The 23,376-nt window shown below is 74.1% G+C and carries 25 protein-coding genes; 15 read left to right on the top strand and 10 right to left on the bottom strand.

The features are described 5' to 3' along the window. The first annotated feature begins 402 nt into the window (after positions 1-402). From nirD to ybiB, 4 genes are all read left to right on the top strand, one after another. Positions 403-792 carry a nitrite reductase small subunit NirD gene (nirD, locus tag ACE3UN_RS14120; RefSeq protein ID WP_374675602.1) on the top strand — a complete coding sequence of 130 codons (390 nt, stop codon included), beginning with the start codon at positions 403-405 and terminating at the stop codon, positions 790-792. A gap of 185 nt (positions 793-977) precedes the next feature. Next, positions 978-1,811: a type IV pili methyl-accepting chemotaxis transducer N-terminal domain-containing protein gene (locus tag ACE3UN_RS14115; protein ID WP_374675601.1), complete on the top strand. Its 834-nt coding sequence runs from the start codon at positions 978-980 to the stop codon at positions 1,809-1,811. A 20-nt stretch (positions 1,812-1,831) separates the two neighbouring features. Beyond that, complete coding sequence (locus tag ACE3UN_RS14110) at positions 1,832-4,699, top strand: molybdopterin-dependent oxidoreductase (RefSeq protein WP_374675600.1); 2,868 nt, start codon at positions 1,832-1,834, stop codon at positions 4,697-4,699. Further along, positions 4,699-5,730 carry a DNA-binding protein YbiB gene (gene ybiB, locus ACE3UN_RS14105; RefSeq protein WP_374675599.1) on the top strand — a complete coding sequence of 344 codons (1,032 nt, stop codon included), beginning with the start codon at positions 4,699-4,701 and terminating at the stop codon, positions 5,728-5,730. The genes ACE3UN_RS14110 and ybiB overlap by 1 nt, the downstream gene beginning before the upstream one ends. A 10-nt stretch (positions 5,731-5,740) precedes the next feature. Here the strand turns inward: ybiB and ACE3UN_RS14100 are convergent, their stop codons facing one another. Genes ACE3UN_RS14100 through ACE3UN_RS14090 form a run of 3 tightly spaced genes read right to left on the bottom strand, consistent with a single transcriptional unit; the run spans position 5,741 to position 8,517 of the window. Further along, the gene (locus tag ACE3UN_RS14100) at positions 5,741-7,291 is read right to left on the bottom strand and encodes an ATP-binding protein (RefSeq protein WP_374675598.1); all 1,551 of its coding nucleotides are present in this window, start codon (positions 7,289-7,291) and stop codon (positions 5,741-5,743) included. Positions 7,292-7,331: 40 nt separating this feature from the next. Next, the gene (locus ACE3UN_RS14095) at positions 7,332-7,547 is read right to left on the bottom strand and encodes a zinc-finger domain-containing protein (RefSeq protein ID WP_374675597.1); all 216 of its coding nucleotides are present in this window, start codon (positions 7,545-7,547) and stop codon (positions 7,332-7,334) included. 46 nt (positions 7,548-7,593) lie between these two features. Further along, positions 7,594-8,517, bottom strand: coding sequence for a branched-chain amino acid transaminase (locus ACE3UN_RS14090; RefSeq protein ID WP_374675596.1), 924 nt, complete (start codon positions 8,515-8,517; stop codon positions 7,594-7,596). A 369-nt stretch (positions 8,518-8,886) separates the two neighbouring features. On the opposite strand from ACE3UN_RS14090, the gene ACE3UN_RS14085 reads away from it, so the two are divergent. After that, positions 8,887-9,210: a PEP-CTERM sorting domain-containing protein gene (locus ACE3UN_RS14085; protein WP_374675595.1), complete on the top strand. Its 324-nt coding sequence runs from the start codon at positions 8,887-8,889 to the stop codon at positions 9,208-9,210. A gap of 22 nt (positions 9,211-9,232) precedes the next feature. Here the strand turns inward: ACE3UN_RS14085 and ACE3UN_RS14080 are convergent, their stop codons facing one another. From ACE3UN_RS14080 to radA, 3 genes are read right to left on the bottom strand one after another with little or no spacing between them, the layout of a single operon-like run. Continuing rightward, complete coding sequence (locus ACE3UN_RS14080; protein ID WP_374675594.1) at positions 9,233-9,634, bottom strand: hypothetical protein; 402 nt, start codon at positions 9,632-9,634, stop codon at positions 9,233-9,235. Continuing rightward, positions 9,631-10,026, bottom strand: a complete 396-nt coding sequence (locus ACE3UN_RS14075) for an antibiotic biosynthesis monooxygenase (protein WP_374675593.1) — start codon at positions 10,024-10,026, stop codon at positions 9,631-9,633. Before ACE3UN_RS14075 ends, ACE3UN_RS14080 begins: the two co-directional genes overlap by 4 nt. Before the next feature lie 4 nt (positions 10,027-10,030). Continuing rightward, positions 10,031-11,401, bottom strand: coding sequence for a DNA repair protein RadA (gene radA, locus ACE3UN_RS14070; RefSeq protein WP_374675592.1), 1,371 nt, complete (start codon positions 11,399-11,401; stop codon positions 10,031-10,033). 169 nt (positions 11,402-11,570) lie between these two features. Between radA and ACE3UN_RS14065 the strand changes: the two genes are divergently transcribed. Continuing rightward, positions 11,571-11,939: a hypothetical protein gene (locus tag ACE3UN_RS14065; protein ID WP_374675591.1), complete on the top strand. Its 369-nt coding sequence runs from the start codon at positions 11,571-11,573 to the stop codon at positions 11,937-11,939. A 102-nt stretch (positions 11,940-12,041) separates the two neighbouring features. Further along, entirely contained in the window at positions 12,042-12,671 is a 630-nt protein-coding gene (rhtB, locus tag ACE3UN_RS14060) for a homoserine/homoserine lactone efflux protein (protein WP_374675590.1), read from the top strand. On the opposite strand, the gene ACE3UN_RS14055 is transcribed toward rhtB, so the two are convergent. From ACE3UN_RS14055 to alr, 3 genes are read right to left on the bottom strand one after another with little or no spacing between them, the layout of a single operon-like run. After that, positions 12,672-13,172, bottom strand: a complete 501-nt coding sequence (locus ACE3UN_RS14055) for an acyl-CoA thioesterase (protein ID WP_374675589.1) — start codon at positions 13,170-13,172, stop codon at positions 12,672-12,674. It lies immediately after the preceding gene. 59 nt (positions 13,173-13,231) lie between these two features. Continuing rightward, positions 13,232-14,059 carry a hypothetical protein gene (locus ACE3UN_RS14050; RefSeq protein ID WP_374675588.1) on the bottom strand — a complete coding sequence of 276 codons (828 nt, stop codon included), beginning with the start codon at positions 14,057-14,059 and terminating at the stop codon, positions 13,232-13,234. 13 nt (positions 14,060-14,072) lie between these two features. Then, on the bottom strand, positions 14,073-15,191 hold the full coding sequence (gene alr / locus ACE3UN_RS14045; RefSeq protein WP_374675587.1) for an alanine racemase: 1,119 nt from the start codon (positions 15,189-15,191) through the stop codon (positions 14,073-14,075). 192 nt (positions 15,192-15,383) lie between these two features. Between alr and lplT the strand changes: the two genes are divergently transcribed. The 5 genes from lplT (at position 15,384) to ACE3UN_RS14020 (ending at position 20,539) form a co-directional block, all read left to right on the top strand. After that, complete coding sequence (lplT, locus tag ACE3UN_RS14040) at positions 15,384-16,661, top strand: lysophospholipid transporter LplT (RefSeq protein WP_374675586.1); 1,278 nt, start codon at positions 15,384-15,386, stop codon at positions 16,659-16,661. Next, positions 16,661-17,542 (top strand): DMT family transporter, encoded by an 882-nt coding sequence (locus ACE3UN_RS14035; RefSeq protein WP_374675585.1) that lies wholly within the window; start codon positions 16,661-16,663, stop codon positions 17,540-17,542. Before lplT ends, ACE3UN_RS14035 begins: the two co-directional genes overlap by 1 nt. 88 nt (positions 17,543-17,630) lie before the next feature. Next, a complete protein-coding gene (locus tag ACE3UN_RS14030; RefSeq protein ID WP_374675584.1) occupies positions 17,631-18,125 on the top strand; it encodes a glutathione peroxidase in 495 nt (164 codons plus the stop codon). A gap of 8 nt (positions 18,126-18,133) precedes the next feature. Beyond that, positions 18,134-19,252 (top strand): DUF2332 domain-containing protein, encoded by a 1,119-nt coding sequence (locus ACE3UN_RS14025; protein WP_374675583.1) that lies wholly within the window; start codon positions 18,134-18,136, stop codon positions 19,250-19,252. A 90-nt stretch (positions 19,253-19,342) separates the two neighbouring features. Next, the gene (locus ACE3UN_RS14020) at positions 19,343-20,539 is read left to right on the top strand and encodes an aromatic amino acid transaminase (protein ID WP_374675582.1); all 1,197 of its coding nucleotides are present in this window, start codon (positions 19,343-19,345) and stop codon (positions 20,537-20,539) included. 16 nt (positions 20,540-20,555) lie between these two features. Here ACE3UN_RS14020 and ACE3UN_RS14015 read toward each other — a convergent pair whose 3' ends face one another. Beyond that, positions 20,556-21,488, bottom strand: coding sequence for a LysR family transcriptional regulator (locus ACE3UN_RS14015; RefSeq protein ID WP_374675581.1), 933 nt, complete (start codon positions 21,486-21,488; stop codon positions 20,556-20,558). Between the two features lie 131 nt (positions 21,489-21,619). Here ACE3UN_RS14015 and ACE3UN_RS14010 point away from each other — a divergent pair, with 131 nt between their 5' ends. The 3 genes from ACE3UN_RS14010 to ACE3UN_RS14000 all read left to right on the top strand — a co-directional run bounded on the left by ACE3UN_RS14010 (position 21,620) and on the right by ACE3UN_RS14000 (position 23,362). After that, positions 21,620-21,895 (top strand): hypothetical protein, encoded by a 276-nt coding sequence (locus tag ACE3UN_RS14010; RefSeq protein ID WP_374675580.1) that lies wholly within the window; start codon positions 21,620-21,622, stop codon positions 21,893-21,895. Between the two features lie 54 nt (positions 21,896-21,949). Further along, complete coding sequence (locus ACE3UN_RS14005; protein ID WP_374675579.1) at positions 21,950-22,207, top strand: hypothetical protein; 258 nt, start codon at positions 21,950-21,952, stop codon at positions 22,205-22,207. A gap of 249 nt (positions 22,208-22,456) precedes the next feature. After that, complete coding sequence (locus ACE3UN_RS14000) at positions 22,457-23,362, top strand: sulfotransferase (RefSeq protein WP_374675578.1); 906 nt, start codon at positions 22,457-22,459, stop codon at positions 23,360-23,362. The last annotated feature ends 14 nt before the right edge of the window (positions 23,363-23,376 follow it).

The raw sequence follows: 23,376 nt of genomic DNA, 5'->3' as shown, positions 1-23,376 counted from the left end.
TCAGTTCACGAAGCGCGCTGGCGCGCGCGGCCGGCCACCCAGCGCTTCTCGGCGCGGCCGAAATCGCCGCCCCGCCTGCCCGCCACCGTCCTCCCGAACCCGTGTGGCGAACGGCCCGGGCCGCCTGCACCGCGCCATCGGCATGCGGTGGCTGGGGCCTGCCGGAGCGATTTGGGGAGCGCCGAGCAGCGCAGGGCCGGAAGGCGCGCGCGTCAGCGCGCCTCCCTGTCTGACTCGCGGCCGGTGCAGAGCGCAGCGAGTTCGGCCGCGGCCTTCCGGCCCGAGCAGCGCAGGGCAGCCCTGGCGCCGCCAGGGCCGCGGACGAATGAGCACCGGCAGGCCCCAGCCGCCGCATGCGCGCTCCCACCTGCGCACAGCACCTCTTAGCCTCACCCCAACCCCATGACCCCCACCTGGACCCCCATCTGCCGCGTCGAGGACATCCCCGTGCTCGGCGCCCGCCGTGTCACCCGCGCCCAGGGCGCGGCCGTGGCCGTGTTCCGCAACGACCAGAACGAGGTGTTCGCCCTGCTCGACCGCTGCCCGCACAAGGGCGGCCCGCTCAGCCAGGGCATCGTGTTCGGCCGCCAGGTGGCCTGCCCGCTGCACAACTGGACGATCGGCCTGGCCGACGGCCATGCGCAGGCGCCGGACGAGGGTTGCACGCCACGCTTCGCGGTGCAGGTGATCGACGGCGTCGTGCACCTGGACGCCGATGAGCTGGCCCGGCTCGGCACCGACCTGCCGCTGCCCGTGGCGGGGCCTGCGCGCCGCTGCGGCACGCCGGCCTGACGCCGCGCAAACGCGGGCACTGCGCCAGGGCACGGAACGTGGAGTTTCTGCCGCCAGCCGCCTCGGGCGGGCGAATTCTTGACGCGGTGAAAGGACGCGGCACGCCAGCGCGCGTTCACTGGCGGCCTCGTGCGCGCCGGCTGCTGGCTGGGTGCGCCTGCCGCCCCACCTCACCGGACCGCGCCATGACCCGCCTGCCTCCCCGCCCCCTCGCCGCCTCTGCCCCTTCCCGCCTGAACCGCCGCCACCTGCTCGCCTGGGCCGCCGGCGGCGCCGCGGCCGCCGCCCTGCCGTTGCGCGCCGAAGTCACCGACCTGAACGACGCCATCAACAAGGCCGGCCGCCAGCGCATGCTCAGCCAGCGCCTGAGCAAGGCCTGGCTGGCGCTGGGCCAGCAGATCGAGGCCACGCGGGCCGAGAAGGTGCTGGCCGAATCCATGGCCAGCTTCGACCGCCAGCTCTTCGAACTCAAGGCCTTCGCCGCCCAGCCGGCCGTGCGCGCCACCTACGGCCAGCTCGAGGCGGCCTGGAGCGACTACAAGGGCGTGCTCGTGGGCACCAAGCCCAGCACCGCCGCGGCACAGCGCCTGCTGCAGCTCGATGCGCAGGTGCTGGCGCTCGCCCAGCAGGGCACGGCCCAGCTGGAGCAGCAGGCCGGCAAGCCCGGCAGTGCGCTGGTCAACCTGGCCGGCCGCCAGCGCATGCTGAGCCAGCGCATGGCGAAGTTCCACCTCGCGCTGGCGTGGCGCCTGCCCGGCACCGACGCCCCGGCGCAAATCGAGGCGGCGCGCGCCGAGTTCATCGCGGGGCTGGACCGCCTGGCTGCCGCCTCGCAGACCACCGCCCTCATCCACGACCAGCTTGCCCTGGCGCGCCAGCAGTGGGTGTTCTTCGACCGCGCCATCGGCCGCAGCAGCACCCCCGCGTTCGGCGATGCCCAGAACGTGTTCGTCGCCAGCGAGAACATCCTGCAGGTGATGGACCAGGTGACCACCCTCTACGCCCGATTGCCCGGCTAGCCGCCGCGGCGCCCCGCCCCATGCCCGAGACCGGATACACCCGCTCCACCCGTTCCACCTGCTGCTACTGCGGCGTCGGCTGCGGCGTGCTCATCGAGCACGACGGCCACCAGATCACGGGCGTGCGGGGCGACCCCGACCACCCGGCCAACCTGGGCCGGCTGTGCAGCAAGGGCGCCACGCTGCACCTCACCGCCGCGCCGCACCTGGCGGCCGGCTCGCGCCTGCGGCAGCCGCTGCGGCGCGCGGTGCGCGGGCAGGCACCACAGCCGGTGGGCTGGGATGCCGCGCTGGACGAGGCGGCCGACCGCCTGGCGGCCGTGCACGCGGCGCACGGCGCCGACGCCATCGGCGTGTACGTCTCGGGCCAGCTGCTCACCGAGGACTACTACGTCTTCAACAAGCTGGTGAAGGGCCTGCTGGGCACCAACCAGATCGACACCAACTCGCGCCTGTGCATGAGCAGCGCGGTGGCCGGCTACAAGGCCACGTTGGGGGCCGACGCACCCCCTTGCGCCTACGAGGACCTGGCGTTCGCGCAGACGGTGTTCATCGCCGGCAGCCACCTGGCCTGGGCCCACCCCGTCCTCATGCGACGGCTCGAGGATGCGCGCCGCGCCAACCCCTCGCAGAAGTGGATCGTGGTGGACCCGCGGCGCACCGAGACCGCCGAGGCGGCCGACCTGCACCTTCAGCTGCTGCCCGGCAGCGACGTGGCGCTGTGCCACGGCATGCTGCACCTGCTGCTGTGGGAGGGCCTGGCCGACACCGCCTACATCGCCGCCCACACCCGCGGCTTCGACGCCCTGCGCCAGCGCGTGCGCGAGCACACGCCGCGCGAGACGGCACGGCTCACGGGCCTGAACGAGGCCGACATCGTCACCGCGGCGCGCTGGTTCTCGGGCCTGGCCGACCCGGCCGTGGCCTCGGCCGGGCGGCGCCCCACCCTGTCGCTGTACTGCCAGGGCCTGAACCAGAGCGCCAGCGGCACCGCCAACAACGCGGCGCTGATCAACCTGCACCTGGCCACGGGCCAGATCGGCCGCCCGGGCGCGGGGCCCTTTTCGCTCACCGGCCAGCCCAACGCCATGGGCGGGCGCGAGGTGGGCGGCCTGGCCAACCTGCTGTCGGCCCACCGCGACCTGGCCAACCCCGCCCACCGCGCCGAGGTGGCGCGCCTGTGGGGCCTGGACCGCCTGGGCGCCGAGGTGCCCGCGGCCCCCGGGCGCACTGCGGTGGAGATGTTCCAGGCCGCGGCGGACGGCAAGGTGAAGGCGCTGTGGATCGCCTGCACCAACCCGGCCCAGTCGCTGCCCGACCAGGCCACCGTGCGGCGTGCGCTGGAGCGTGCCGAGTTCGTCATCGTGCAGGAGGCCTTCGCCCACACCGCCACGGCGCGGTATGCCGACCTGCTGCTGCCCGCCGCCACCTGGGGCGAGAAGGACGGCACCGTCACCAACAGCGAGCGCCGCATCAGCCGCGTGCGCGCCGCCGTGCCGCCCGCCGGCCAGGCCCGGCCGGACTGGGCCATCGCCGCCGATCTGGCGCGGCGCCTGGCCACGCGCATCGCGCCCGAGCGCGCCGCCCTGTTCGCCTACGACTCGCCCGAGTCCGTGTGGAACGAGCACCGGGAGACCACCCGCGGGCGCGACCTCGACATCACCGGCCTGAGCTACGCCCGGCTCGAGCGCGACGGCCCGCAGCAGTGGCCCTTCCCGGAGGGCGCCACGCAGGGGCGCACCCGGCTGTACGCCGACGGCCTCTTTCCCACCGCCGACGGCCGGGCCGCCTTCGCCGACGTGCCGGTGGCGCCGCTCGCCGAGCCGCGCGATGCGCACTACCCCTTCCAGCTCAACACCGGCCGGCTGCGCGACCAGTGGCACGGCATGAGCCGCACCGGCCTGCTGGGCCGCCTGTACGGCCACGAGGCACTGCCTACGGTGGACCTGCACCCGCAGGACCTGGCCCGGCTGCGCCTGGCCGAGGGGGACCTGGTGCGCGTGCGCTCCCGCCGCGGCGAGCTGGTGCTCAGCGCCCGTGCCAGCGAGGCGGTGGCGCCCACCCAGGCCTTCATCGCCATGCACTGGGGTGACGAGGTGCTGCCGGGCACCGACCGCGGCGGCCGCCCCACGGCCGGCGTGAACGGGCTGACCACGCCCGCCCGCTGCCCGCAGTCGAAGCAGCCGGCACTCAAGCACGCTGCCGTGGCCATCGAGAAGGTGAACCTGCCCTGGCGCCTGGTGGCGCTGGCCTGGCTGCCGGCGCAAGAGGTGCCCGCCGTGCGTGCCCACCTGCAGGCCGGTCTGGCCAGCTTCGCCCATGCCAGCCTGCTGCCCTTCGGCCGGGAGGGCGAGGCCCCCGCCCGGGTGGGCCTGTGGCTGCGGGCGGCGGCGGCCGAGGCGCCCGACGACAGCCTGCTCGCGCCGCTGCGGTTGGCCATCGGCCTCGACGGCCCCGGCGTGCTGCGCTACCACGACGCCCGGCGCGGCCAGCAGCGCGCCCTGCGGGTGCGGCACGAGACGGGCCCCGACGGCGCCCCTGCCGAGCGCCTGCAGGCCGTGTGGCTGGCCGGCGACGCCAGCGGCGAGGCCTGGCTGCGCGGCCTGCTGGAAGGCGACCAGCCCCTGCCCGGGCCGGCCCGCCAGCTGCTGGCGCCCGGCGCGCTGGCCGGCCGCCGCGCGGCACCGCGCAGCCCGCAGGTCTGCACCTGCTTCAACGTGGACGAGGCGGCCGTCCGGGCCGAGCTGACCGCCACGCCCGGCAGCGCCGACGCGCGCCTGGCCGGCGCCCAGGCCCGCCTGCACTGCGGCACGAACTGCGGCTCGTGCCTGCCCGCGCTGCGGCGGCTCGCCCAGGCCGCCGCCGTGCCGGCCACAATGCCGCCCTGATGACATCGACCCCCGCGCCGACCCCCGCACCAACCGCCGCACCGACCGCCGCACCGACCGCCGCCTCGGCGGCCCTGGCCCCGCCCGGCACCATCGCGCCGTACCTGAAGGAGATCGGCCGCGGCAAGGACGGCGCTCGCTCGCTGTCGCGCGCGCAGGCGGCCGACCTCATGGCCCGGCTGCTGGACGGCCAGCTGAGCGACCTGGAACGCGGCGGCTTCGCGCTGGCCATGCGCATCAAGGGCGAGACGCCGGAGGAACTGGCCGGCTTCATGGACGCCGTGGTGCCGCGCACGCTGCCGCTGCACGCGCCGGCGCCCGCCGTGGTGCTGCCCAGCTACAACGGCGCGCGCAAGCTGCCCAACCTGACACCGCTGCTGGCCATGCTGCTGGCCCGCGAAGGCGTGCCGGTGCTGGTGCACGGCCCCCTGCGCGACCCGGCACGCGTCACCAGCGCCGAGGTGTTCACCGCGCTGGGCCTGCCGCCCGTGGCCAGCGCCGAGGCGGCGCACGCGCGCTGGGCCGCCGGGCAGCCGGTGTGCATGGCCGTGGATGTGCTGCACCCGTCGCTGGCCGCGCTGCTGGCGCTGCGTGCCGTGCTGGGCGTGCGCAACTCGGGCCACACACTGGCCAAGCTGCTGCCGGGCGTGCCGGGTGCGGTGCGCGTGGTCAACCACACGCACCCCGAATACGCCACCAGCCTGGCCGACTTCCTCGCCACCACGGGGGCCACGGCGCTGCTGCTGCGGGGCACCGAGGGCGAGCCCGTGGCCGACGCGCGCCGGCTGCCCGCGCTGCGGTGCTTCGTCGACGGCCAGGCAGCGCCCGCGCTGTCGGTGGACGCGCAGGGCGGCTCGCTGGCCAGCCTGCCCGAGCTGCCGCGCGGCATCGGCGCCGCGGACACCGCGCAGACGGTGCGTGACATGCTGGCCGGCACGCTGCCGGTGCCGGCGCCCATTGCCCGCCAGGTGCGCTGCCTGATGGACCTGCGCGCGGCCGCCGCTTCGGCCAGCGCCCCCCCCCGGGCCTGACGGCGCGGCGTCAGGCCGCGGCCAGCGGCATGGCCAGGCGGAACACGGTGCCCGAGCCCTCCGGCCCCTGCCACGGCATGGCGCCGAGCTCGCCGCCCATCGCCTCGGCCAGCGCACGCGACAGCGCCAGCCCGATGCCCGATCCCGGCACCGGCCCGCCCTCGCGGCCCAGCCGCTGGAAGGGCTGGAACAGCTGGTCCAGCCGCTCCGGCGGCAGGCCGATGCCGGTGTCGCGGATGTCGATCACGCAGCGCGGTGGCGCCGCCTGCCCGTCGAGCCGCACCTCCAGCTGCACGCTGCCACCCGGGCGGTTGTACTTGATCGCGTTCGTGAGCAGGTTGATGAGCACCTGCTTCAGCCGCATCGGATCGGCCTGCACCGCCCAGCGCGACGGCACCGGCGCATGCACCAGCACCACGCCGGCCGTGGCGGCCTGGCCGCGCAGCAGGTCCAGGCAGTCCTGCAGCAGCGGCCCCACCGGCACGGCCACCGGCTGCAGCGGCAGGCGCGCGGCCTCCACCAGGGACAGGTCCAGCAGGTCGCCGATCATCGCCAGCAGGTAGTCGCCGGCCTGCCGGATGAGCGCGATGCGGCGGCGCTGGCCCGGGCTGGGCGGGTCGGCCGGGTCGCTGTCCAGCAGCTGCGCGAAACCCAGCACCGCGTTCAGCGGCGTGCGCAGCTCGTGGCTCACGCGGGACAGGAAACGCGTCTTGGCGGCGCTCGCCGCCTCCGCGGCGGCCTGCTGCTGCCGCGCCTGCGACAGCTGGTGCTGCACGGTCGCGTCGGTCTGGGTGCCGAACATGCGCGTGGGGCGGCCGGTGGCGTCGCGCTCGACGACGCGGCCGCGCTCCTCGATCCAGCGCCAGCTGCCGTCCGCCGCGCGCGCGCGGTACAGGGCGTGGTAGCCCTCGGCCTGGCCGCGCGCATGCGCCTGGTAGGCCGCCTCCACGGCCGGCGCGTCCTCGGGGTGGATCAGGCGGTCCCAGTCGGCCTGGGTGTGACCGATGGCCTCGGACGCGTAGCCGAGCATGCGCGCCCCTTCGTCGATGTCGCCCAGCGAGTCGGTCGCCAGGTCCCATTCCCAGACGAAGGTGCCGCCCTCGTGCATGGCGGCGCGCACCATGGACAGCGAATCGCGCGGCGCCCGGCCGCCCTGGGCGAGCCAGTGGGCCAGCGCCTCGGCCGTCACCTCCAGCAGCGGCTGCAGGCGCTCGGCGGTCTGCGGGGGCGACGCCCCCGGCGGCAGGTGCAGCTGCCACGCGCCCACGGCATCGCCCAGGTGCAGCAGCGGCAGGCAGCAGGTGGGCTCGTCCCGGGCCGGGTCGCCGGGTGTCGGCCCGGCGAGCGGATGGCGCGCCGAGAAGCGGCCGCCCGGCACCGGCAGGCTGGCGGACAGCGCGTCGATGTGGGCATGGCGAGCCCCCGTCAGGTGCACCGCGGCGCGCGCCAGCCGGCGCAGGGTATGGGCCGGGTCGGCGCGGCGCAGCAGGTCCAGCAGCGCCGCATTGGCTTCCGCCCACACCGCCGCATGGTCGGGCAGGGGTGGACGGCCGTCGGTCATGGGGCGCGTGCGCCCGGTGGGCGGGAGGCGGCCTCGGGGCTCAGTGGCCGGCGGACAGCTTCTCGCCGGCCTTCAGCCGGTACACCGTGCCGCAATACGGGCACTTGCCCTGGCCGTCCTGGGCCAGGTCGATGAACACGCGCGGGTGGTTGCTCCACAGCGTCATCTTGGGGTTGGGACAGAAGACCACGCCCTGGCCATGCAGGTCCTGGGCGGTGACTTCGACGACGGCGGTGCTCGGGGTGGCGGTGCTCATGGCAGGCGGCAAGGCGGTGCGGGGGCGGTCAGGGGTGGCCGGCGCGTCAGACGCGGGTGAGCCACTCGGCGTACTTGGCGTTGCGGCCGTTGACGATGTCGAAGAAGGCCGTCTGGATCTTCTCGGTGACGGGGCCGCGCATGCCGGCGCCCAGCTCCACGCGGTCGAGTTCGCGGATCGGCGTCACCTCGGCCGCGGTGCCGGTGAAGAAGGCCTCGTCGCAGATGTACACCTCGTCGCGCGTGATGCGCTTTTCCACCAGCGTCAGGCCCAGGTCTTGGCAGATGGCGAAGATGGTGTTGCGGGTGATGCCGTTCAGCGCCCCGGCGGACAGGTCGGGCGTGTAGACCACGCCGTTCTTGATGACGAACAGGTTCTCGCCCGCGCCCTCGGAGACGAAGCCCTGGGGGTCCAGCAGAAGCGCCTCGTCGTAGCCGTCGTCCGTGGCCTCCATGTTGGCCAGGATGGAGTTGGTGTAGTTGCTCACCGTCTTGGCCTGCGTCATCGTGATGTTGACGTGGTGGCGGGTGTAGCTGCTGGTCTTGACGCGGATGCCGCGCTTCATGCCCTCTTCGCCGAGGTAGGCGCCCCAGGGCCAGGCCGCGACCATCAGGTGCACGGTGTTGCCCTTGGGGCTCACGCCCAGCTTCTCGGAGCCCAGCCAGATCAGCGGGCGCAGGTAGCCGCTCTTCAGGCCGTTGGCACGCACCACCTCGCATTGGGCGTCCATCACCTGCTGCAGGCTGAAGGGGATCTTCATGCGCAGGATCTTGGCCGAGTTGAACAGGCGCTCGGTGTGCTCGCGCAGGCGGAAGATGGCGGTGCCGCCTTCGGCGTCGTAGGCGCGCACGCCCTCGAAGGCGCCGCAGCCGTAGTGCAGCGTGTGGGTCAGCACGTGGATCCTGGCATCGCGCCAGTCCACCAGCTGCCCGTCCATCCAGATCTTGCCGTCGCGGTCGTCCATGCCCATGGCGATGAGGTCCTGCTCGTGATTAAGGGCCTGCCACCGTGGAAGGCAGGCGAGGGGCGCCGATTTTACGGCCGGGGCGGCGGGGCGAGGGGCGGGCCGGCACGGGGCGCAAGCCGCCCCTCGCGCCGTTCCGTTCGTGACGAATGTCACATGCGGGCCACGCCGGCGTGGCCCGGGTGCCGTTCGCCCCCTAAGACAAGCGGCTCTTACAGTTGTTCACAGTTGATGCGATGGGGGACACTGGCCGCAGGTGATTGACCGGGCTCAGAACGCCCCACCGCGTGGCGCCTTGATGCCGCGCAAGGCGACCGGCCCGGGGCGAATCACCCCACAAGAATCCATAAGAACACCACGGAGGGTGTGAACATCATGACGGCCCATCGACGACTTGCTGCCTGCCTCCTGAGCGCCGCGCTCGGCGGGGTGGCGGCCGTCCCGGCCACCGCGGGCGGCACCGCCACCGCCTCTCCCGGCCCGGTCGGCCGGGGCGCCGTGGCCATGGCCCCGGCCGGCCACGACACCGCCGCCACCGGCGGCGGCATCACCACCCCCACGACGGCGCCGGCCGGCAGCCGCGGCGATGCCGCCACGGCCAGCGCCCTGGGCCTGGACGAGCCGAGCGCCTACGCCATGTGCCTGGCGGGCCTGGCCGTGCTGGCCATGGCCGCCTTGCGCCGCCGCCAGCGGCGCTGAAGCCGGCGCCGCGCCGCGCGCCTCAGGCGGCGGGCGGTGCCTCGGGGCGCTGCAGCTGCCACTGGGTGACGCGGCCGTGCACCAGCACCACCTCCACCCGCGCGCCGGACGCGTCGGTCCAGGCGTAGGTGTCCGGCTCCTCGGCGAGCCGCCGGCCCAGGCTGCCCGTGAGCGGCAGGATCTGCGGCAGTGTCATGCCTGGCTTCAGCCGCGCGTGCAGCATCACCGCGCTGGCCACCGTGCCCACGGGCGCCCCGGCGGCGGCGCGCATCGCCCGCAGCGCACGGCTGAACTGCAGCAGCAGCCAGAACACCACCACCGTGAGCGCCAGCACCACGCCGCGCCAACCCCATTGCACGTGGCCCACGGCCACCGCAGCGACCGCGAGCGCCCAGCCGGCCGCGGTTCTCGCGTCCACCTTCATGCCGGGCTCGCCGCCGGCGTGCCGGGCGTGCCCATCGGGTCGGCGCTGCCGTCGGCGGCATCCCAGCCGTAGGCGTGCTCCACGCGCGCCACGCGCAGCTCGTAGTGGCTGTACCAGCCGGCACGGCCGCGGTCACGCGCCGCCTGGTGGGCGAGCACCGCGCGCCAGGCGGCGATGTCCTCCAGCGAGCGCCAGTACGACACCGTGATGCCCAGGCCGTCGGAGCCGCGCGCGCTCTCGGCGCCCAGGTAGCCGGGCTGGGCCGCGGCCAGCGCGCCCATCTCGGCGGCCATGGCGCCGTAGCCGGCATCGCCATCGGTGCGCTGGCTGGTGAAGATCACGGCGTAGTACGGCGGCGCGGGCCGCGGGGCGAAGGGCGCGGAGGAACTCATGGCCTCAGCTTAAGCCACGCAGCACGTCGATGGCCTGCTCGATGCGCTCGACCGGGTGGATGGCCAGGCCCTCGATCGGCTTCTTGGGCGCATTCGCCTTGGGCACCAGCGCCACCGAGAAGCCCAGCTTGGCCGCCTCCTTCAGCCGCTCCTGGCCGCGCGGCGCGGGCCGCACCTCGCCGGCCAGGCCCACCTCGCCAAAGGCCACGAAGCCGCGCGGCAGCGGCCGGCCGGCCAGGCTGCTGCGGATGGCGAGCATCACGGCCAGGTCGGCCGCGGGCTCGCTGATGCGCACGCCGCCCACCGCGTTGACGAAGACGTCCTGGTCGAGACAAGCAATGCCGGCATGGCGGTGCAGCACGGCCAGCAGCATGGCCAGCCGGTCGCGCTCCAGGCCCACCGACAGCCGCCGTGGGCTGGGCCCGCCCGAATCCACCAGGGCCTGGATCTCCACCAGCAGGGGCCGCGTGCCTTCCAGCGTCACCATCACGCAGGAGCCGGGCACGGGCTCGCTGGCCTGGGTGGACAGGAAGATGGCGCTGGGGTTGCTCACGCCCTTGAGGCCCTTGTCCGTCATGGCGAACACGCCGATCTCGTTGACGGCGCCGAAGCGGTTCTTGATGGCGCGCACCAGCCGGAAGCTCGAGTGCGTCTCGCCCTCGAAGTACAGCACGGTGTCCACGATGTGCTCCAGCACGCGCGGGCCGGCCAGGGCGCCCTCCTTGGTCACGTGGCCCACCAGCACGATGGTGCAGCCGGCGGCCTTGGCCGTGCGCGTGAGCTGGGCGGCACACTCGCGCACCTGCGCCACGGAGCCCGGCGCGCTGGCCAGCTGGTCGGAGTACAGCGTCTGGATGGAATCGATGACGCAGAAGTCGGGCTGCTCGGTCTCGATCGTGGCCAGGATGCGCTCGAGCTGGATCTCCGCGAGAACCCGCAGGGCCTTGCCGGCCAGCCCCAGGCGGCGCGCCCGCAGCGCCACCTGCGCGCCGGATTCCTCGCCGGTCACGTACAGCACCTTCATGGCCGTGGACAGCGCGTCGGCCGCCTGCAGCAGCAGCGTGCTCTTGCCGATGCCGGGGTCGCCGCCGATCAGCACCACGCCGCCCTCGACGATGCCGCCCCCCAGGACACGGTCCAGTTCCTCCAGGCCGGTGGGGGTGCGCGCCACGTCGGCGGCCTCGATCTCGCTGAGCGTGGCCACGGGCTGCGACCGGGCCAGGGCCTGGAACCGGTTCTTCCCCGCGCTGGCCGGCGCCTCGGCCACCGACTCCTCCAGCGTGTTCCAGCCCTTGCAGTGCGGGCATTGGCCCAGCCAGCGGGGCGAGGTGCCGCCGCACTGGCTGCACACGTAGATCGACTTGGTCTTGCTCATGCGGGATGGGGCAGCGCGCCGCCGGGAGGCGGCGTTCGTGAAATAGGAGGCGCCAGGCAGGGCAGGCCGGGGGTTCATTGTCGGCCGGCGGCGCCGAAGTTCCGTTCCTGGCCCACCGCAACCCTCAGCGTCAGCGCCGCGCCACCCGCGCCGCGCCGCCCTCGACACCATGATCACTGCCGTCGTCCTCGCCCCGTCCATCGTGCTCGTCGACGCCCGCACCGCGTCGCGTACCCACACCGCCGGCCTGATCCGCAACCGGTGGCCCGACGCCCGGGTGCACGAATCCGCCGACCTGGCCGGCGCGCTGGCCGAGGCGGCCGAGCTGGCGCAGGACACCCACCCCACCGAGCTGTTCATCGTGGACCTGGCCGGCGCCGCCGCGGCGGACACGGCCCGCGCCCTGCGCGAGCGCCATCCGTCCGCCCAGGTCGCCGTGGTGGGCGGGACGGCCCCGGCCGGCTGCCAGGCGGTCGCGGCCCCGCTGTCGCCCGAGGGCGTCGAGCAACTGCTCGCCCTGGTGGGCTGGGAAGCCTGAGCCACCGGCCCGGCACCGGGCCGGGCCTTGTCCACGTGGCCGCGCGGGGCGCGGGTCGCCGCCTACACTGGCCGGCCCCGCATCGCCCGGAGCGCCTTGCCCGTGGACCTTTCCACCTGGATCACCTTCTTCATCGCCACCGTGGCGATCAGCCTGTCGCCGGGCCCCGGCGCCATCGCCGCCATGGGTGCGGGGCTGAACCACGGCTTCCGGCGCGGCCAGGCCATCGCCTTCGGCCTGGCCCTGGGCGTGTGGACGCAGCTCGTCGTCATCGGCCTCGGGCTGGGCGCCCTGCTGTCCACCTCCACGCACGCCTTCTCGGTCGTCAAGTGGGCCGGCGTGGCGTACCTCGTCTGGCTGGGCGTCCAGCAGTGGCGCGCGCCGGGCAAGCCGCTGGTGGCGCGCGACGACACGCCCGCCACCGTGCCGCGCCGCCAGCTGGTGCTGCGCGGCTGGGGCGTGAACGCGCTCAATCCCAAGGGCACGGTGTTCCTGCTGGCCCTGCTGCCGCAGTTCGTGGACCCGACCCAGCCCCTGCTGGCGCAGTACCTGGTGATCGGCGCCACCTTCGGCACGGTGGAGCTGTGCGTGATGACCGGCTACGCCGCGCTCGCCTCGCGCGTGCTGGGCCTGCTGCGCACGCCGGCGCAGATGAAGGCGCTGAACCGCCTGTTCGGGGGCCTGTTCGTGCTGGCGGGCGTGCTGCTGGCGAGCTTCAAGCGCGCGGCCTGATCAGCCCGCCGGCGGCGCGGCCGCCGGGCTGCGCACCGCCTGCTGGCGCTGCTCCATCTCGGCGCGCAGCTGGCGCCGCGCCTTGGCGTTCTCCCAGCGGCGCCGCTCGTCCGGCCCGGTCGTCTGCAGCGGCGGCACCGCCACCGGACGGCCGTCGTCGCCCAGCGCCACCATGGTGAAGAAGCAGCTGTTGGCATGGCGCCGCGCCTGGGTGCGGATGTCCTCCGCGACCACCTTGATGCCCACCTCCATCGACGAGGTGCCGGTGTGGTTCACCGCCGCGAGGAAGGTGACCAGCTCGCCCACCTGGATGGCCTGGCGGAACATGACCTGGTCCACGCTCAGCGTGACCACGTAGCGGCCGGCGTAGCGGCTCGCGCAGGCGTAGGCCACCTGGTCCAGCAGCCGCAGGATGGCCCCGCCGTGCACCTTGCCGGCGAAGTTGGCCATGTCGGGCGTCATGAGCACCGTCATGGTGAGCTGGTGGCGCGGCAGGTCCATCGTCGTCTCCGGGTGGCTGCCCCGGGGGCAGCAAGCTTCAGGCCACGGGCCAGGCGCCCTCAGCCGAACAGCAGCCGCAGCGCCTGCGGCCAGGTCCGGGCCCCGGGCAGCCAGGTCTGCACCAGCAGGCCGGCCACGGCCATGCCGGCCAGCAGCCCCGCCATGGGCCAGGCGGTGCGCCGCAGGGCGTGGGCCAGCCAGCCCTCGCGGCGGCCGCGCCAGGCCAGTGCGCCGCCGAACGAGGCGAACGCCACCTCCACCGCCACGCCGGTGAGCACCTCCACGCCGAACAGGCCGAAGACGGCGAAGCCGAGCGCCGCGGCCAGCGCCGCGGCCACGCCGATCACCACGGCCAGCGGCACGACCACGGCACCCGCCTCGTCGCTGTCGCCCACCGCGCCCGCGGCACCACCCACGGCATCGGCCACGGCCTCGGCCACGGCGCTGCCGGCGTCCGAGAGGGCGCCGCCCGCCTCGCCCGCGAGATCGAAGCGGCCGGTGGCCCCCCCACCGGCGAAATCGCCCCCGCCGCCGGACAGCGGCGGGGCCGGCCGCGGGAGCATGCGCGCCACGCCGTCGGCGATCTCCATCCCCGCGTCGATGGCATCGCCCGCATCGAGGGCGTCGCCGGCCTCCTCGCGCGAGACCAGCCAGCGCCCCCACAGCCACAGCAGCGCCAGGTACAGCGGGTAGGTGAGGGCCAGCGCCAGCAGCGGGCGCCACAGCACGGAGTCGACACCGAGGCGGCGCAACGAGCCGGACACGGCCAGGCACAGCACGAGCGTGGTGGCGCCCAGCAGCAGGGCATGCCAGCGCAGCCAGCGGCGCTCGTGCAGGTCGGCGCGCGTCGCGCGCTCGAAGTCGCCTACGGGGTCGCGTCGCCGCATGGCCCGGGCCGCGTCAGGCCACGTGCACCGGCACGCGCGGCGCCAGGGCGCACATGAGCTCGTAGCCGATGGTGCCGGCCGAGCGCGCCACCTCGTCGATGGGCAGGCGGCTGCCGCGCGGGCCCTCGCCCCACAGCGTCACCTCGCTGCCGGGCCGGGCCGCCGGCACCGGGGTGAGGTCCACGGCCAGCATGTCCATGGACACGCGGCCGACGGTGGTGCTGCGCATGCCGTCCACCAGCACCGGCGTGCCGGTGGGGGCGTGGCGCGGGTAGCCGTCGGCATAACCGCAGGCGACCACCCCGATGCGCATCGGCCGCTCGGCCACGAAGCTGCTGCCGTAGCCCACGGACTCGCCCGGCTCCAGCGACTGGGTGGCGATCAGGCGCGAGCGCAGCGTCATCGCCGGCCGCAGGTCCCAGTGGGCGGCGTCGTGCTCGGGGAAGTCGGGCACCCCACCGTAGCCCATGATGCCGGCGCGCACCCAGTCGGCCCGCACCTGCGGGCCGAACGGCACGTCGGCCAGGTGGCGCAGGGTCGCGGCGCTGTTGGCCAGGCTGCGCTCGCCGGGCAGGTCGCGCGTGGCCTCCTCGAAGGCCGCCACCTGGTGGGCGATGCCGTTCTGGCCGAAGCGGTCGGCGTCGGCGTCGGAGAAGTGCGTCGCCAGGCTGATCTCGTCCACCTGCGGCAGGGCGTTCAGCCGCACCCAAGCCTGGCGGAACGCGGCCGGCCGGAAGCCCAGGCGGTTCATGCCGCTGTTCATCTTGAGCACCACGTGGTGCGGCTGGTGCGTCTTGTGGCGGCTCAGCCAGTCGATCTGCTCCTCGCAGTGCACCACATGCCACAGGTTCAGGCGCGAGCACAGCTCCAGGTCACGCGGCTCGAACACGCCCTCGAGCAACAGGATGGGGCCGCGCCAGTCGAGCGCGCGCAGCCGCTCGGCCTCGGCCAGGTCCAGCAGCGCGAACCCATCCGCGCCGCGCAGCCCTTCGTAGGCCCGCTCGATGCCATGGCCGTAGGCATTGGCCTTGACCACCGCCCACACGCGGGCGTCCGGGGCGCAGGCGCGCGCACGGGCCAGGTTGTGGGCCAGGGCGTCGGTGTGGATCAGGGCTTCGATCGGGCGCGGCATCGGCAGGGGTCCTTCCAGGGGCGCGAGGATTCTGCCAGCGCCCCGGCGCCCCGCTGCGGTGCGGGCGCCCGGTCCGGCGCACCCCCCATGCTATAAACCGCGACGCTTTTTGCCCCCGCTCACGAACCGACTGACGAACCCGCGCAGACGCCCCGCCTGGCCACCGCCAGACCACGCCGCTGTGCCCGCCGCATGAAAAAAGGCTTCTACACCATCATGTCGGCGCAGTTCTTCAGCTCGCTGGCCGACAACGCGCTGCTGGTGGGGGCCATCGAACTGCTGCGCACCACGGGGGCGCCGGGCTGGCAGATCCCGGCGCTGACGCCGATGTTCGCGCTGTTCTACGTGGTGCTGGCTCCCCTGGTGGGCGCGTTCGCGGACGCGGTGCCCAAGGGCCAGGTGATGTTCTATTCGAACAGCATCAAGGTGGTGGGCTGCCTGCTCATGCTGTTCGGCGGCCATCCGCTGGTGGCGTATGCGGTGGTGGGGCTGGGGGCGGCGGCGTACTCGCCGGCCAAGTACGGCATCCTCACCGAGCTGCTGCCGCCGTCGCAGCTGGTCAAGGCCAACGGCTGGATCGAGGGCCTCACCATCGCCTCCATCATCCTGGGCGTGCTGCTGGGCGGCCAGCTGGTCGGCCCGCGCCTGGCGCCATGGCTGCTGGGCTTCGACCTGCCGCTCATCGACACCGGCATCGACACCGGCCCCGAGGCCGCCATCTCGGTGATGGTGGCGCTGTACATCATCGCCGCGCTGTTCAACCTGAAGATCCCGCGCACGGACGCGCCACTGCAGCCGCTCACCCTGCACGTGGTGGACCTGGTGCGCGACTTCGGCCAGTGCAATGCCCGGCTGTGGAGCGACAAGCTGGGCCAGATCTCGCTGGCCACCACCACGCTGTTCTGGGGCGTGTCGGGCAACCTGCGCGTGATCGTCTTCGCCTGGGCGGCGGCGGCGCTCGGCTACGGCACCACCCAGGCCTCCTCGCTGGTGGGGGTGGTGGCCATCGGCACCGCGGTGGGCGCCGTGGTGGCCTCGCTGTACATGCACCTGGACAAGGCCACCCGCGTGATCCCGCTGGGCATCGGCATGGGGGTGCTGGTGATCGGCCTGAACGTGATCGACAACGCCTGGGTGGCCGCGCCCTTCCTGGTGCTGCTGGGCGCCATCGGCGGCTACCTGGTGGTGCCCATGAACGCGCTGCTGCAGCACCGCGGCCACAACCTCATGGGCGCGGGCCGCTCCATCGCCGTACAGAACTTCAACGAGCAGGCCTGCATCCTCGGCCTGGGCGCGTTCTACACCGGCATGACGCGGGTGGGCCTGTCAGCCTTCACCGCCATCGCCGTGTTCGGCGTGGGGGTGGCCGGCACCATGTGGCTGATCAAGCGCTGGCACGAGCGCAACCTGCGCGAGCACCCGGCCGAGGTCGAGCGCCTGCTGGCCATCGCCCGGTCCGACCGCCACTGATGGGGCCGCGCTCGAACGCGGCGGCGCTCTGGCCGGCGCTGGCGCTGGTCGGCAATGCCTTCGTCTGGGGCGTCTCGTGGTGGCCGTTCCGTCAGCTGCACGAGGGCGCCGGCTGGCACCCGCTGTGGACGACCGCGGCGGTGTACGCCCTGGCCGTGGCGGTGATCGGCGCCACCCGGCCCGCCGCCTGGCGCGAGCTGGCGCGCACCCCGGCGTTGTGGGCCATCCTGCTCGCCTCGGGCACCACCAACGCCGCGTTCAACTGGGGCGTCACCGTGGGCGACGTGGTGCGGGTGGTGCTGCTGTTCTACCTGATGCCGCTGTGGGCGGTGCTGCTGGCGCGCTGGCTGCTGCACGAGCCGCTCACCCGCGCCGCCGCGCTGCGCGTGGCCATGGCGCTGGGCGGCGCGCTCATCGTGCTGTGGCCCGAGCCGGGCACGGGGCTGGGCCCGCTGCGGCTGACCGACGCGCTGGGGCTGGTGGGCGGCTTCAGCTTCGCGCTGAACAACGTGATGCTGCGTCGGGAAGCGCACCGCAGCGAGCCCGCCCGGGCGCTGGCCATGTTCGTCGGCGGCGTCGCGGTCGCCACGGCGGTGGCGCTGGCGCTGGGCGGGCAGCAGGTGCCCGCGCCCGCCTGGCCCGGCGCCGGCTGGGCCCTGTTCGGCGGGGCGCTCGCCGCCGCCTTCCTGCTGAGCAACCTGGCCCTGCAGTACGGCGCCGCCCGGCTGCCGGCCAACGCCACCGCGGTCATCATGCTCACCGAGGTCGTGTTCGCCACCGCCTCGGCCCTGTGGCTGGGCGCCGGCACCCTGACGCCGGCGCTGGCCGTGGGCGGCTTGCTCATCCTCGGGGCCGCGGTGCTGGCGTCCGTGCGCCCCTGAGGGCCGCGCCAGGCGGCCGCCTGCACGCCACGGCCGCACGCGCTAGCATCCCCGGCCACGCGCCTTCCGCGCGCCAGGATGCACCGCCATGAGCTCCGTTCCCACCGCCTACGACTTCGACGCCGTCTCCATCGACGGCCAGCCCGTGGCGCTCTCGCGCTACCGCGGCCAGGTGATGCTGATCGTCAACACCGCCAGCGCCTGCGGCTTCACGCCGCAGTTCAAGGGCCTGCAGGGCCTGTGGGAGCGCTACCGCGACCGCGGCCTGGTGGTCGTAGGCTTTCCCAGCAACGAGTTCGGCAGCCAGGACCCGGGCAGCAACCAGGAGATCGCCTCCTTCTGCGAGCTGAACTACGGGGTGGACTTCCCCATGATGGCCAAGGTGGAGGTCAACGGCGGCGGCGCCCATCCGCTGTGGCAATGGCTCAAGGGCGAGAAGCCCGGCTTCCTGGGCACCGAGGCGATCAAGTGGAACTTCACCAAGTTCCTCGTCGGCCGCGACGGCCGGGTGATCAAGCGCTACGCGCCGCAGGACGACCCCGAGAAGATCAGCCAGGACATCGAGGCCGCGCTGGCGCGCTGAGAGCGCCCATGGACGCGGCCTCGCTCGTCCCCGGCTTCCGCGCCTTCGCGCGTGAGCACGCCACCGAGCCGGTGTATGCGCAGCTGGCGGCGCACATGGCCGAGCAGCCGGCACTCGGTGCGCTGCTGGAGGCCGCGCCGCCCACCCAGCGCAAGACGGTGCTGCTGTTCGCGGCGGTGCACGACCGGCTGCTGGCCCTGGCGGAAGCCGGCAGGCCGCTGCCGGCCCTGGCCGAGTACTTCGCCAGCGTGGGCGGGCAACGCGCGCCCGACGAGGGCCTGAGCGCGGCGTGGCAGTCCTTCGTGGCCGAGCACGCCGCGGCGCTGCGCGACACGGTGTCCAGCCGCGCCACGCAGACCAACGAGGTCGGCCGGTGCGCCGTGCTGTGGCCGGCGCTGTCGGCCATCTCCCTGGCCCACGGAGGGCGGCCGCTCGCGCTGTTCGACTTCGGCTGCAGCGCAGGCCTCAACCTGTGCGTCGACGAGATGCCCGTCGACTGGCTCGCCCACACCGGCGAGCGTGTGCTCGCCAGCGCCGGGCCGCCGCCGCCCGCGCAGCCCCGGCTGAGCTGCCGCCTGGTGGACGACCGCCTGCCGCCCGTGCAGCCGTGGCGGCTGGTGGCACGCCTGGGCACCGACCCGCAGCCGGTGGACATCGACGACGCACGCGAGGTGCGCTGGCTGCGCGCCTGCCTGTGGCCCAGCGAGACCGAGCGGGTGGCGCGCTTCGACGCCGCCCTGGCGCTGGCGCGCCGCGCCCGCCACCCGGTGCAGCGGGCCGAGGACGGCCTGGCGGTGCTGGAGGCCTGGCTGGGCACGCTGCCCGACGGCACCGTGCCGGTGCTCTTCCACAGCTGGGTGCTGTTCTACTTCGACGCACCGGCCCTGGCACGCCACATCGATCGCGTGCGCGCGCTCGTGCGCGGCCGCGGGCTGGTGTGGCTCGCCGCCGAGGACGCGGCGTGCAGCCAGGCGATCGCCGGCGAGCCCGCCCCGGCGCGCCCCGGCGGCGCGGCGGGCACGCCCACCTGGTGGACCTGCACCGCGCGCGGCGATGGCGGCGAGCCGGCCACCCGCTGGCTCGCCTGCAGCCACCCGCACGGCCGCTGGATGGCCTGGCGCGGCTGACGCCAGCGGCCCTGCGCACGGCGCGGGCCGGATAATCCGCGGTTCCAGTCGCCCACCCGCCGGCCCGCCACGGCCGCTGCCCGCCACGCCATGTTCGCCCACATCACGCCTTACCCTGGTGACCCCATCCTGTCGCTGAACGAGGACTTCCAGAAGGACCCGCGCACCGACAAGATCAACCTTTCGATCGGCATCTACTTCGACGACGCCGGCCGCATCCCGGTGATGGGCTCGGTGCAGCGGGCCGAGGCCATCCTCGCTGCCCAGGTGGGTCCCAAGCCCTACCTGCCGATGGAAGGCCTGCCCGCCTTCCGCAGCGCCGTGCAGGCCCTGCTGTGGGGCGCGTCGCACCCGGCCGTCACGGGTGGGCGCATCGCCACCATCCAGTCGGTGGGCTCCAGCGGTGGCCTCAAGGTGGGCGCCGATTTCATCCACACCTGGTTCCCGGGCAGTGCCATCTGCGTGAGCGAGCCGACCTGGGACAACCACAAGGCGGTGTTCGAAGGCGCCGGCCTGTCGGTGCAGACCTACCCGTACTACGACCCGGCCACCGGTGGCCTGCGCTTCGACGCCATGTGCGACGCACTGCGCGCGCTGCCCGAGCGCACGGTCGTGCTGCTGCACGCCTGCTGCCACAACCCTACCGGTGTGGACCTCACCACCGCGCAATGGGACGCGCTGGTGCCGGTGCTCAGGGAGCGCGGCCTGATCGCCTTCCTGGACCTGGCCTACCAGGGCTTCGGCGATGGCATCGAGGCCGACGCCCATGCGGTGCGCGCGCTCACCGACGCCGGGCTGTCGTTCTTCGTCGCCAACTCGTTCTCCAAGAACATGAGCGTGTACGGCGAGCGCTGCGGCGCGCTCAGCGTGGTCTGCCCCGATGCGGCCGAGGCCGCCTGCGTGCTGGGCCAGCTGAAGTTCACGGTGCGCCGCAACTACTCCAACCCGCCGTTGCATGCGGGGCAGCTGGTGGCCACCGTGCTGGGCACGCCCGAGCTGCGCGCGCAGTGGGCGGCCGAGGTGGACGCCATGCGCGCCCGCATCCTGGCCATGCGCCAGCGCCTGCACGACGTGCTGCAGGCCAGGCTGCCGGGGCGGGACTTCGGCTACTTCCTCAGCCAGCGCGGCATGTTCAGCTACACGGGCCTCACGCCCGCGCAGGTGGACCGGCTGCGTGAGGAGTTCGGCGTGTACCTGGTGCGCTCCGGCCGCATGTGCGTGGCCGGCCTGAACGAGGGCAACGTGGAGCGCACCGCGGCCGCCATGGCGGCCGTGCTGGCCGGCTGACGCCCCCGGCGGGGGTTCAGGCCCCCCAGTGCGCCGCTTCGATCAAGCCCCGCAGCCAGCGGTGCGCCGGGTCGTTGTCACGGCGCAGATGCCACAGCATCTCCACATGGATGCGGCCGAGCTCGAAGGGCAGCTCGCGCGTGACCAGCTCGGTCTGGAAACCGGTGGCCGCCACGAAGCTCTCGGGCAGCACGGTGAGCAGGTCGGACCGGGTCACCACGCGGCCCGCCGTGAAGAACTGGTTCACCGTGAGCACGATGCGGCGCTGCCGGCCCAGCCCGGCCAGCGCCTGGTCCACGAAGCCGTGCGGCCGGCCGGAGAAGCTCACCAGCAGGTGCAGCGCCGCGCAGTAGGCGTCCAGGTCCAGCGCCCCGGGCGCGGCCAGCGGGTGGTCGCGCCGCATCACGCACACGTAGCGCGTGTCCGACAGCCGCTGGTGGTGCAAGGACGCGTCGCCGCCCTGCGCCTCGATGTGGGCCACGGCCTCGGGGAAGTAGCCCACCGCGAGGTCCGATTCGCCGCGCTCCAGCAGGCCGCGCGGATCGCGCGTGGCCAGGGGCTGCACCCGCAGGTTGGCCAGCGCGCGCTGCGCCTCGATCGCGGCCACCAGGGAGGGCAGCAGCAGGGCCGCCGTGGAATCCGCCATGGCCAGGCGCATGTTCACCGCGTCGCGCTCGGGCACGAAGGCCTGCGGCGCCAGCGCCTGCTGCAGGCCCGACAGCGCCGCCCGCACCTGCGGCCACAGCGCCTGGGCGCGTGCGGTGGGGCGCATGCCGCCCGCGCTGCGCTCGAACAGCGATTCGCCCACCGCCTCGTGCAGGCGCTTGATGGCATGGCTGACCGCGGGCTGCGTCATGGCCAGCACCTGGGCAGCGCGCGTCAGGCTGCCCTCGGCCATCACGGTGTCGAAGACGCGCAGCAGGTTCAGGTCGAGCGTGCGGAAGTTCACGGGGTACCCCTCATATCAGCCTTGCTTATATCCCACCTGAACAACATTCAGTAGACCGATGTACGTGTAAACCCTAGGATGCGAACCATCCCACCCTGAGAAGCGCCCTCACCCACGGGGCGCACCGCCAAATGACCACGCTGAGCCACCCCTCCCGCCTGTACCTGCCGCGCCGCCGCGCCGCGTCGCTGCGCCAGGTGCTGATGCAACGCGCAGAACGCACGCTGCGGGGGATCTGGCAGGCGCTGGAGGCCGCCGGCCAACGCCGTGCCGCCCCCGAACTGCTGGCGCAGGCCGACATCCTGCAATCCAGCCACCCGGCGCTGGCCGAGTCGTTGCGCGACGTCGCGTCGCGCTACGCCGCCCGACCCCTGACGCCCGCCGCCACCGCGGCGCGGACGCGCTGACCGGCCGCCACCCGCGGCCTCACCCCTGACACCTGTACCGCAGGAGCGACCATCATGAGCACCATCACCTCCAAGACCTTCACCTACGAGCCGACACTGAGCGTGCCGCGTGGCGCGCGCGCCCTGGCCGAGGTGTTCCTCGCCGCCGGCCGCCTGATGGCGGGCCTGTTCACCTACCAGGCCCCCCGCAGCCAGGACATGAGCGCCGAGGACGTGCGCCGCCTGGCCCAGTCGGTGCAGCACAGCGACCCCGGCTTCGCCGCCGACCTGTACGCGGCCCTGGCCCGCTACGACGGCGAACGCGATCGCTGAAGCCCGGTTTCCCGGCCCGCGCGGCCGGATCCCCGGCCGGCGGTTGCGCCGGCACCCACGGCCCCGTCCGGCATCGCCCGGCACGGGGCCGTTTCACATGGCCGGCCCCGTCCGGCATCGTCCGGCACGGGGCCGTTTCACATGGTCCGCCCCGTCCGGCGCCCGCCGGCACGGGGCCGTTTCACCTGCGGGTACGGGGCGGCCGCTATGCTCACGCCGGCCTGCCCCTGAGGTGAGCAAAGGAGCCACATGCCGGTCTTCATCGTCGGATTCGCCCGTTCGGGCACCACCCTGTGCCAGCGCCTGGTGTCGGAGCACCTGGGACTGCCCACGCTGCCCGAGACCCACTTCTTCGAGCGGCTCGACAACCACGGCCCGCACGGCCGCTACCTGCCGGCCGCCGGCGCGCGCGGGCTGCTGAAGGAGCTGGCCGACCTGCTGCCGGTGGACCCGGCGGCCTACCAGGACCTGCTGGCCGGCGACACGGTGCGCATCCGCGACCTGTTCCTGCGCCTGGTGGCCGAGCAGCTGGGCAGCCGCTCGCTGGCCTCGCGCGGGCGCTGGCTGGAGAAGACGCCCCTGCATGCGCTGCACCTGCGGCGCATCGCGGGCATGTTCTCGGGCGCACGCTTCATCTGCATGGTTCGCCACCCCGAGCTGGCCTTCGCCTCCCGGCGCGAACTCAACGAGCCGGGCAAGGGCTGGGGGGAGGCCTGGCGGCCGATCGAATCGCTGTGCAGCGAGTGGCGCGGCCTGATGCACACGGTGCGCGAGTTCGACGATCAGCAACCGGGCAAGCTGCTGTACGTGCGGCTGGAGGACCTGTCCGCCCGGCCGAAGCGCGAGCTCAACCGCATCGCCCGCTTCCTGGACATGGAGGCCGACGACGCCACCGGCGAGGTGGAGGAAGAGGCGCTGCTGCAGCCTTTCGAGACGTGGAAGGCCGACGCGCTCAAGCCGGCCGACCGCGACATCGCCACCCGCGCCGGGCGCTCACGGCTGGATGACTACGACCGCTGGCGCGTGCAGACGCTGCTGGCGCCCGAGCTCAAGACCTTCCGCTACCTCGACCCCGGCGTGCAGCCGCCGGCCATGGACCCGCTGCACCGCAAGCTGGTGGAGTCGCTGGACTGGTTCCTCGCGCCGCGGTACTGACGAGGCCGCGCCGC

The sequence above is a fragment of the Ideonella sp. genome (assembly GCF_041918995.1).
In the GTDB taxonomy this organism is placed as follows: Bacteria; Pseudomonadota; Gammaproteobacteria; order Burkholderiales; family Burkholderiaceae_C; genus Ideonella.
The sequence above is the reverse complement of the archived record's forward strand: the minus strand, read 5'-3'. Positions and strand labels throughout refer to the sequence as shown.

Excerpts from the sequence above, each read along its gene's own strand:
- nirD (WP_374675602.1), top strand. The coding sequence starts at position 403 with ATGACCCCCACCTGGACCCCCATCTGCCGCGTCGAGGACATCCCCGTG.
- ACE3UN_RS14115 (WP_374675601.1), top strand. The coding sequence starts at position 978 with ATGACCCGCCTGCCTCCCCGCCCCCTCGCCGCCTCTGCCCCTTCCCGC.
- ACE3UN_RS14110 (WP_374675600.1), top strand. The coding sequence starts at position 1,832 with ATGCCCGAGACCGGATACACCCGCTCCACCCGTTCCACCTGCTGCTAC.
- ybiB (WP_374675599.1), top strand. The coding sequence starts at position 4,699 with ATGACATCGACCCCCGCGCCGACCCCCGCACCAACCGCCGCACCGACC.
- ACE3UN_RS14100 (WP_374675598.1), bottom strand. The coding sequence starts at position 7,291 with ATGACCGACGGCCGTCCACCCCTGCCCGACCATGCGGCGGTGTGGGCG.
- ACE3UN_RS14095 (WP_374675597.1), bottom strand. The coding sequence starts at position 7,547 with ATGAGCACCGCCACCCCGAGCACCGCCGTCGTCGAAGTCACCGCCCAG.
- ACE3UN_RS14090 (WP_374675596.1), bottom strand. The coding sequence starts at position 8,517 with ATGGGCATGGACGACCGCGACGGCAAGATCTGGATGGACGGGCAGCTG.
- ACE3UN_RS14085 (WP_374675595.1), top strand. The coding sequence starts at position 8,887 with ATGACGGCCCATCGACGACTTGCTGCCTGCCTCCTGAGCGCCGCGCTC.
- ACE3UN_RS14080 (WP_374675594.1), bottom strand. The coding sequence starts at position 9,634 with ATGAAGGTGGACGCGAGAACCGCGGCCGGCTGGGCGCTCGCGGTCGCT.
- ACE3UN_RS14075 (WP_374675593.1), bottom strand. The coding sequence starts at position 10,026 with ATGAGTTCCTCCGCGCCCTTCGCCCCGCGGCCCGCGCCGCCGTACTAC.
- radA (WP_374675592.1), bottom strand. The coding sequence starts at position 11,401 with ATGAGCAAGACCAAGTCGATCTACGTGTGCAGCCAGTGCGGCGGCACC.
- ACE3UN_RS14065 (WP_374675591.1), top strand. The coding sequence starts at position 11,571 with ATGATCACTGCCGTCGTCCTCGCCCCGTCCATCGTGCTCGTCGACGCC.
- ACE3UN_RS14055 (WP_374675589.1), bottom strand. The coding sequence starts at position 13,172 with ATGGACCTGCCGCGCCACCAGCTCACCATGACGGTGCTCATGACGCCC.
- ACE3UN_RS14050 (WP_374675588.1), bottom strand. The coding sequence starts at position 14,059 with ATGCGGCGACGCGACCCCGTAGGCGACTTCGAGCGCGCGACGCGCGCC.
- alr (WP_374675587.1), bottom strand. The coding sequence starts at position 15,191 with ATGCCGCGCCCGATCGAAGCCCTGATCCACACCGACGCCCTGGCCCAC.
- lplT (WP_374675586.1), top strand. The coding sequence starts at position 15,384 with ATGAAAAAAGGCTTCTACACCATCATGTCGGCGCAGTTCTTCAGCTCG.
- ACE3UN_RS14035 (WP_374675585.1), top strand. The coding sequence starts at position 16,661 with ATGGGGCCGCGCTCGAACGCGGCGGCGCTCTGGCCGGCGCTGGCGCTG.
- ACE3UN_RS14030 (WP_374675584.1), top strand. The coding sequence starts at position 17,631 with ATGAGCTCCGTTCCCACCGCCTACGACTTCGACGCCGTCTCCATCGAC.
- ACE3UN_RS14025 (WP_374675583.1), top strand. The coding sequence starts at position 18,134 with ATGGACGCGGCCTCGCTCGTCCCCGGCTTCCGCGCCTTCGCGCGTGAG.
- ACE3UN_RS14020 (WP_374675582.1), top strand. The coding sequence starts at position 19,343 with ATGTTCGCCCACATCACGCCTTACCCTGGTGACCCCATCCTGTCGCTG.
- ACE3UN_RS14010 (WP_374675580.1), top strand. The coding sequence starts at position 21,620 with ATGACCACGCTGAGCCACCCCTCCCGCCTGTACCTGCCGCGCCGCCGC.
- ACE3UN_RS14005 (WP_374675579.1), top strand. The coding sequence starts at position 21,950 with ATGAGCACCATCACCTCCAAGACCTTCACCTACGAGCCGACACTGAGC.
- ACE3UN_RS14000 (WP_374675578.1), top strand. The coding sequence starts at position 22,457 with ATGCCGGTCTTCATCGTCGGATTCGCCCGTTCGGGCACCACCCTGTGC.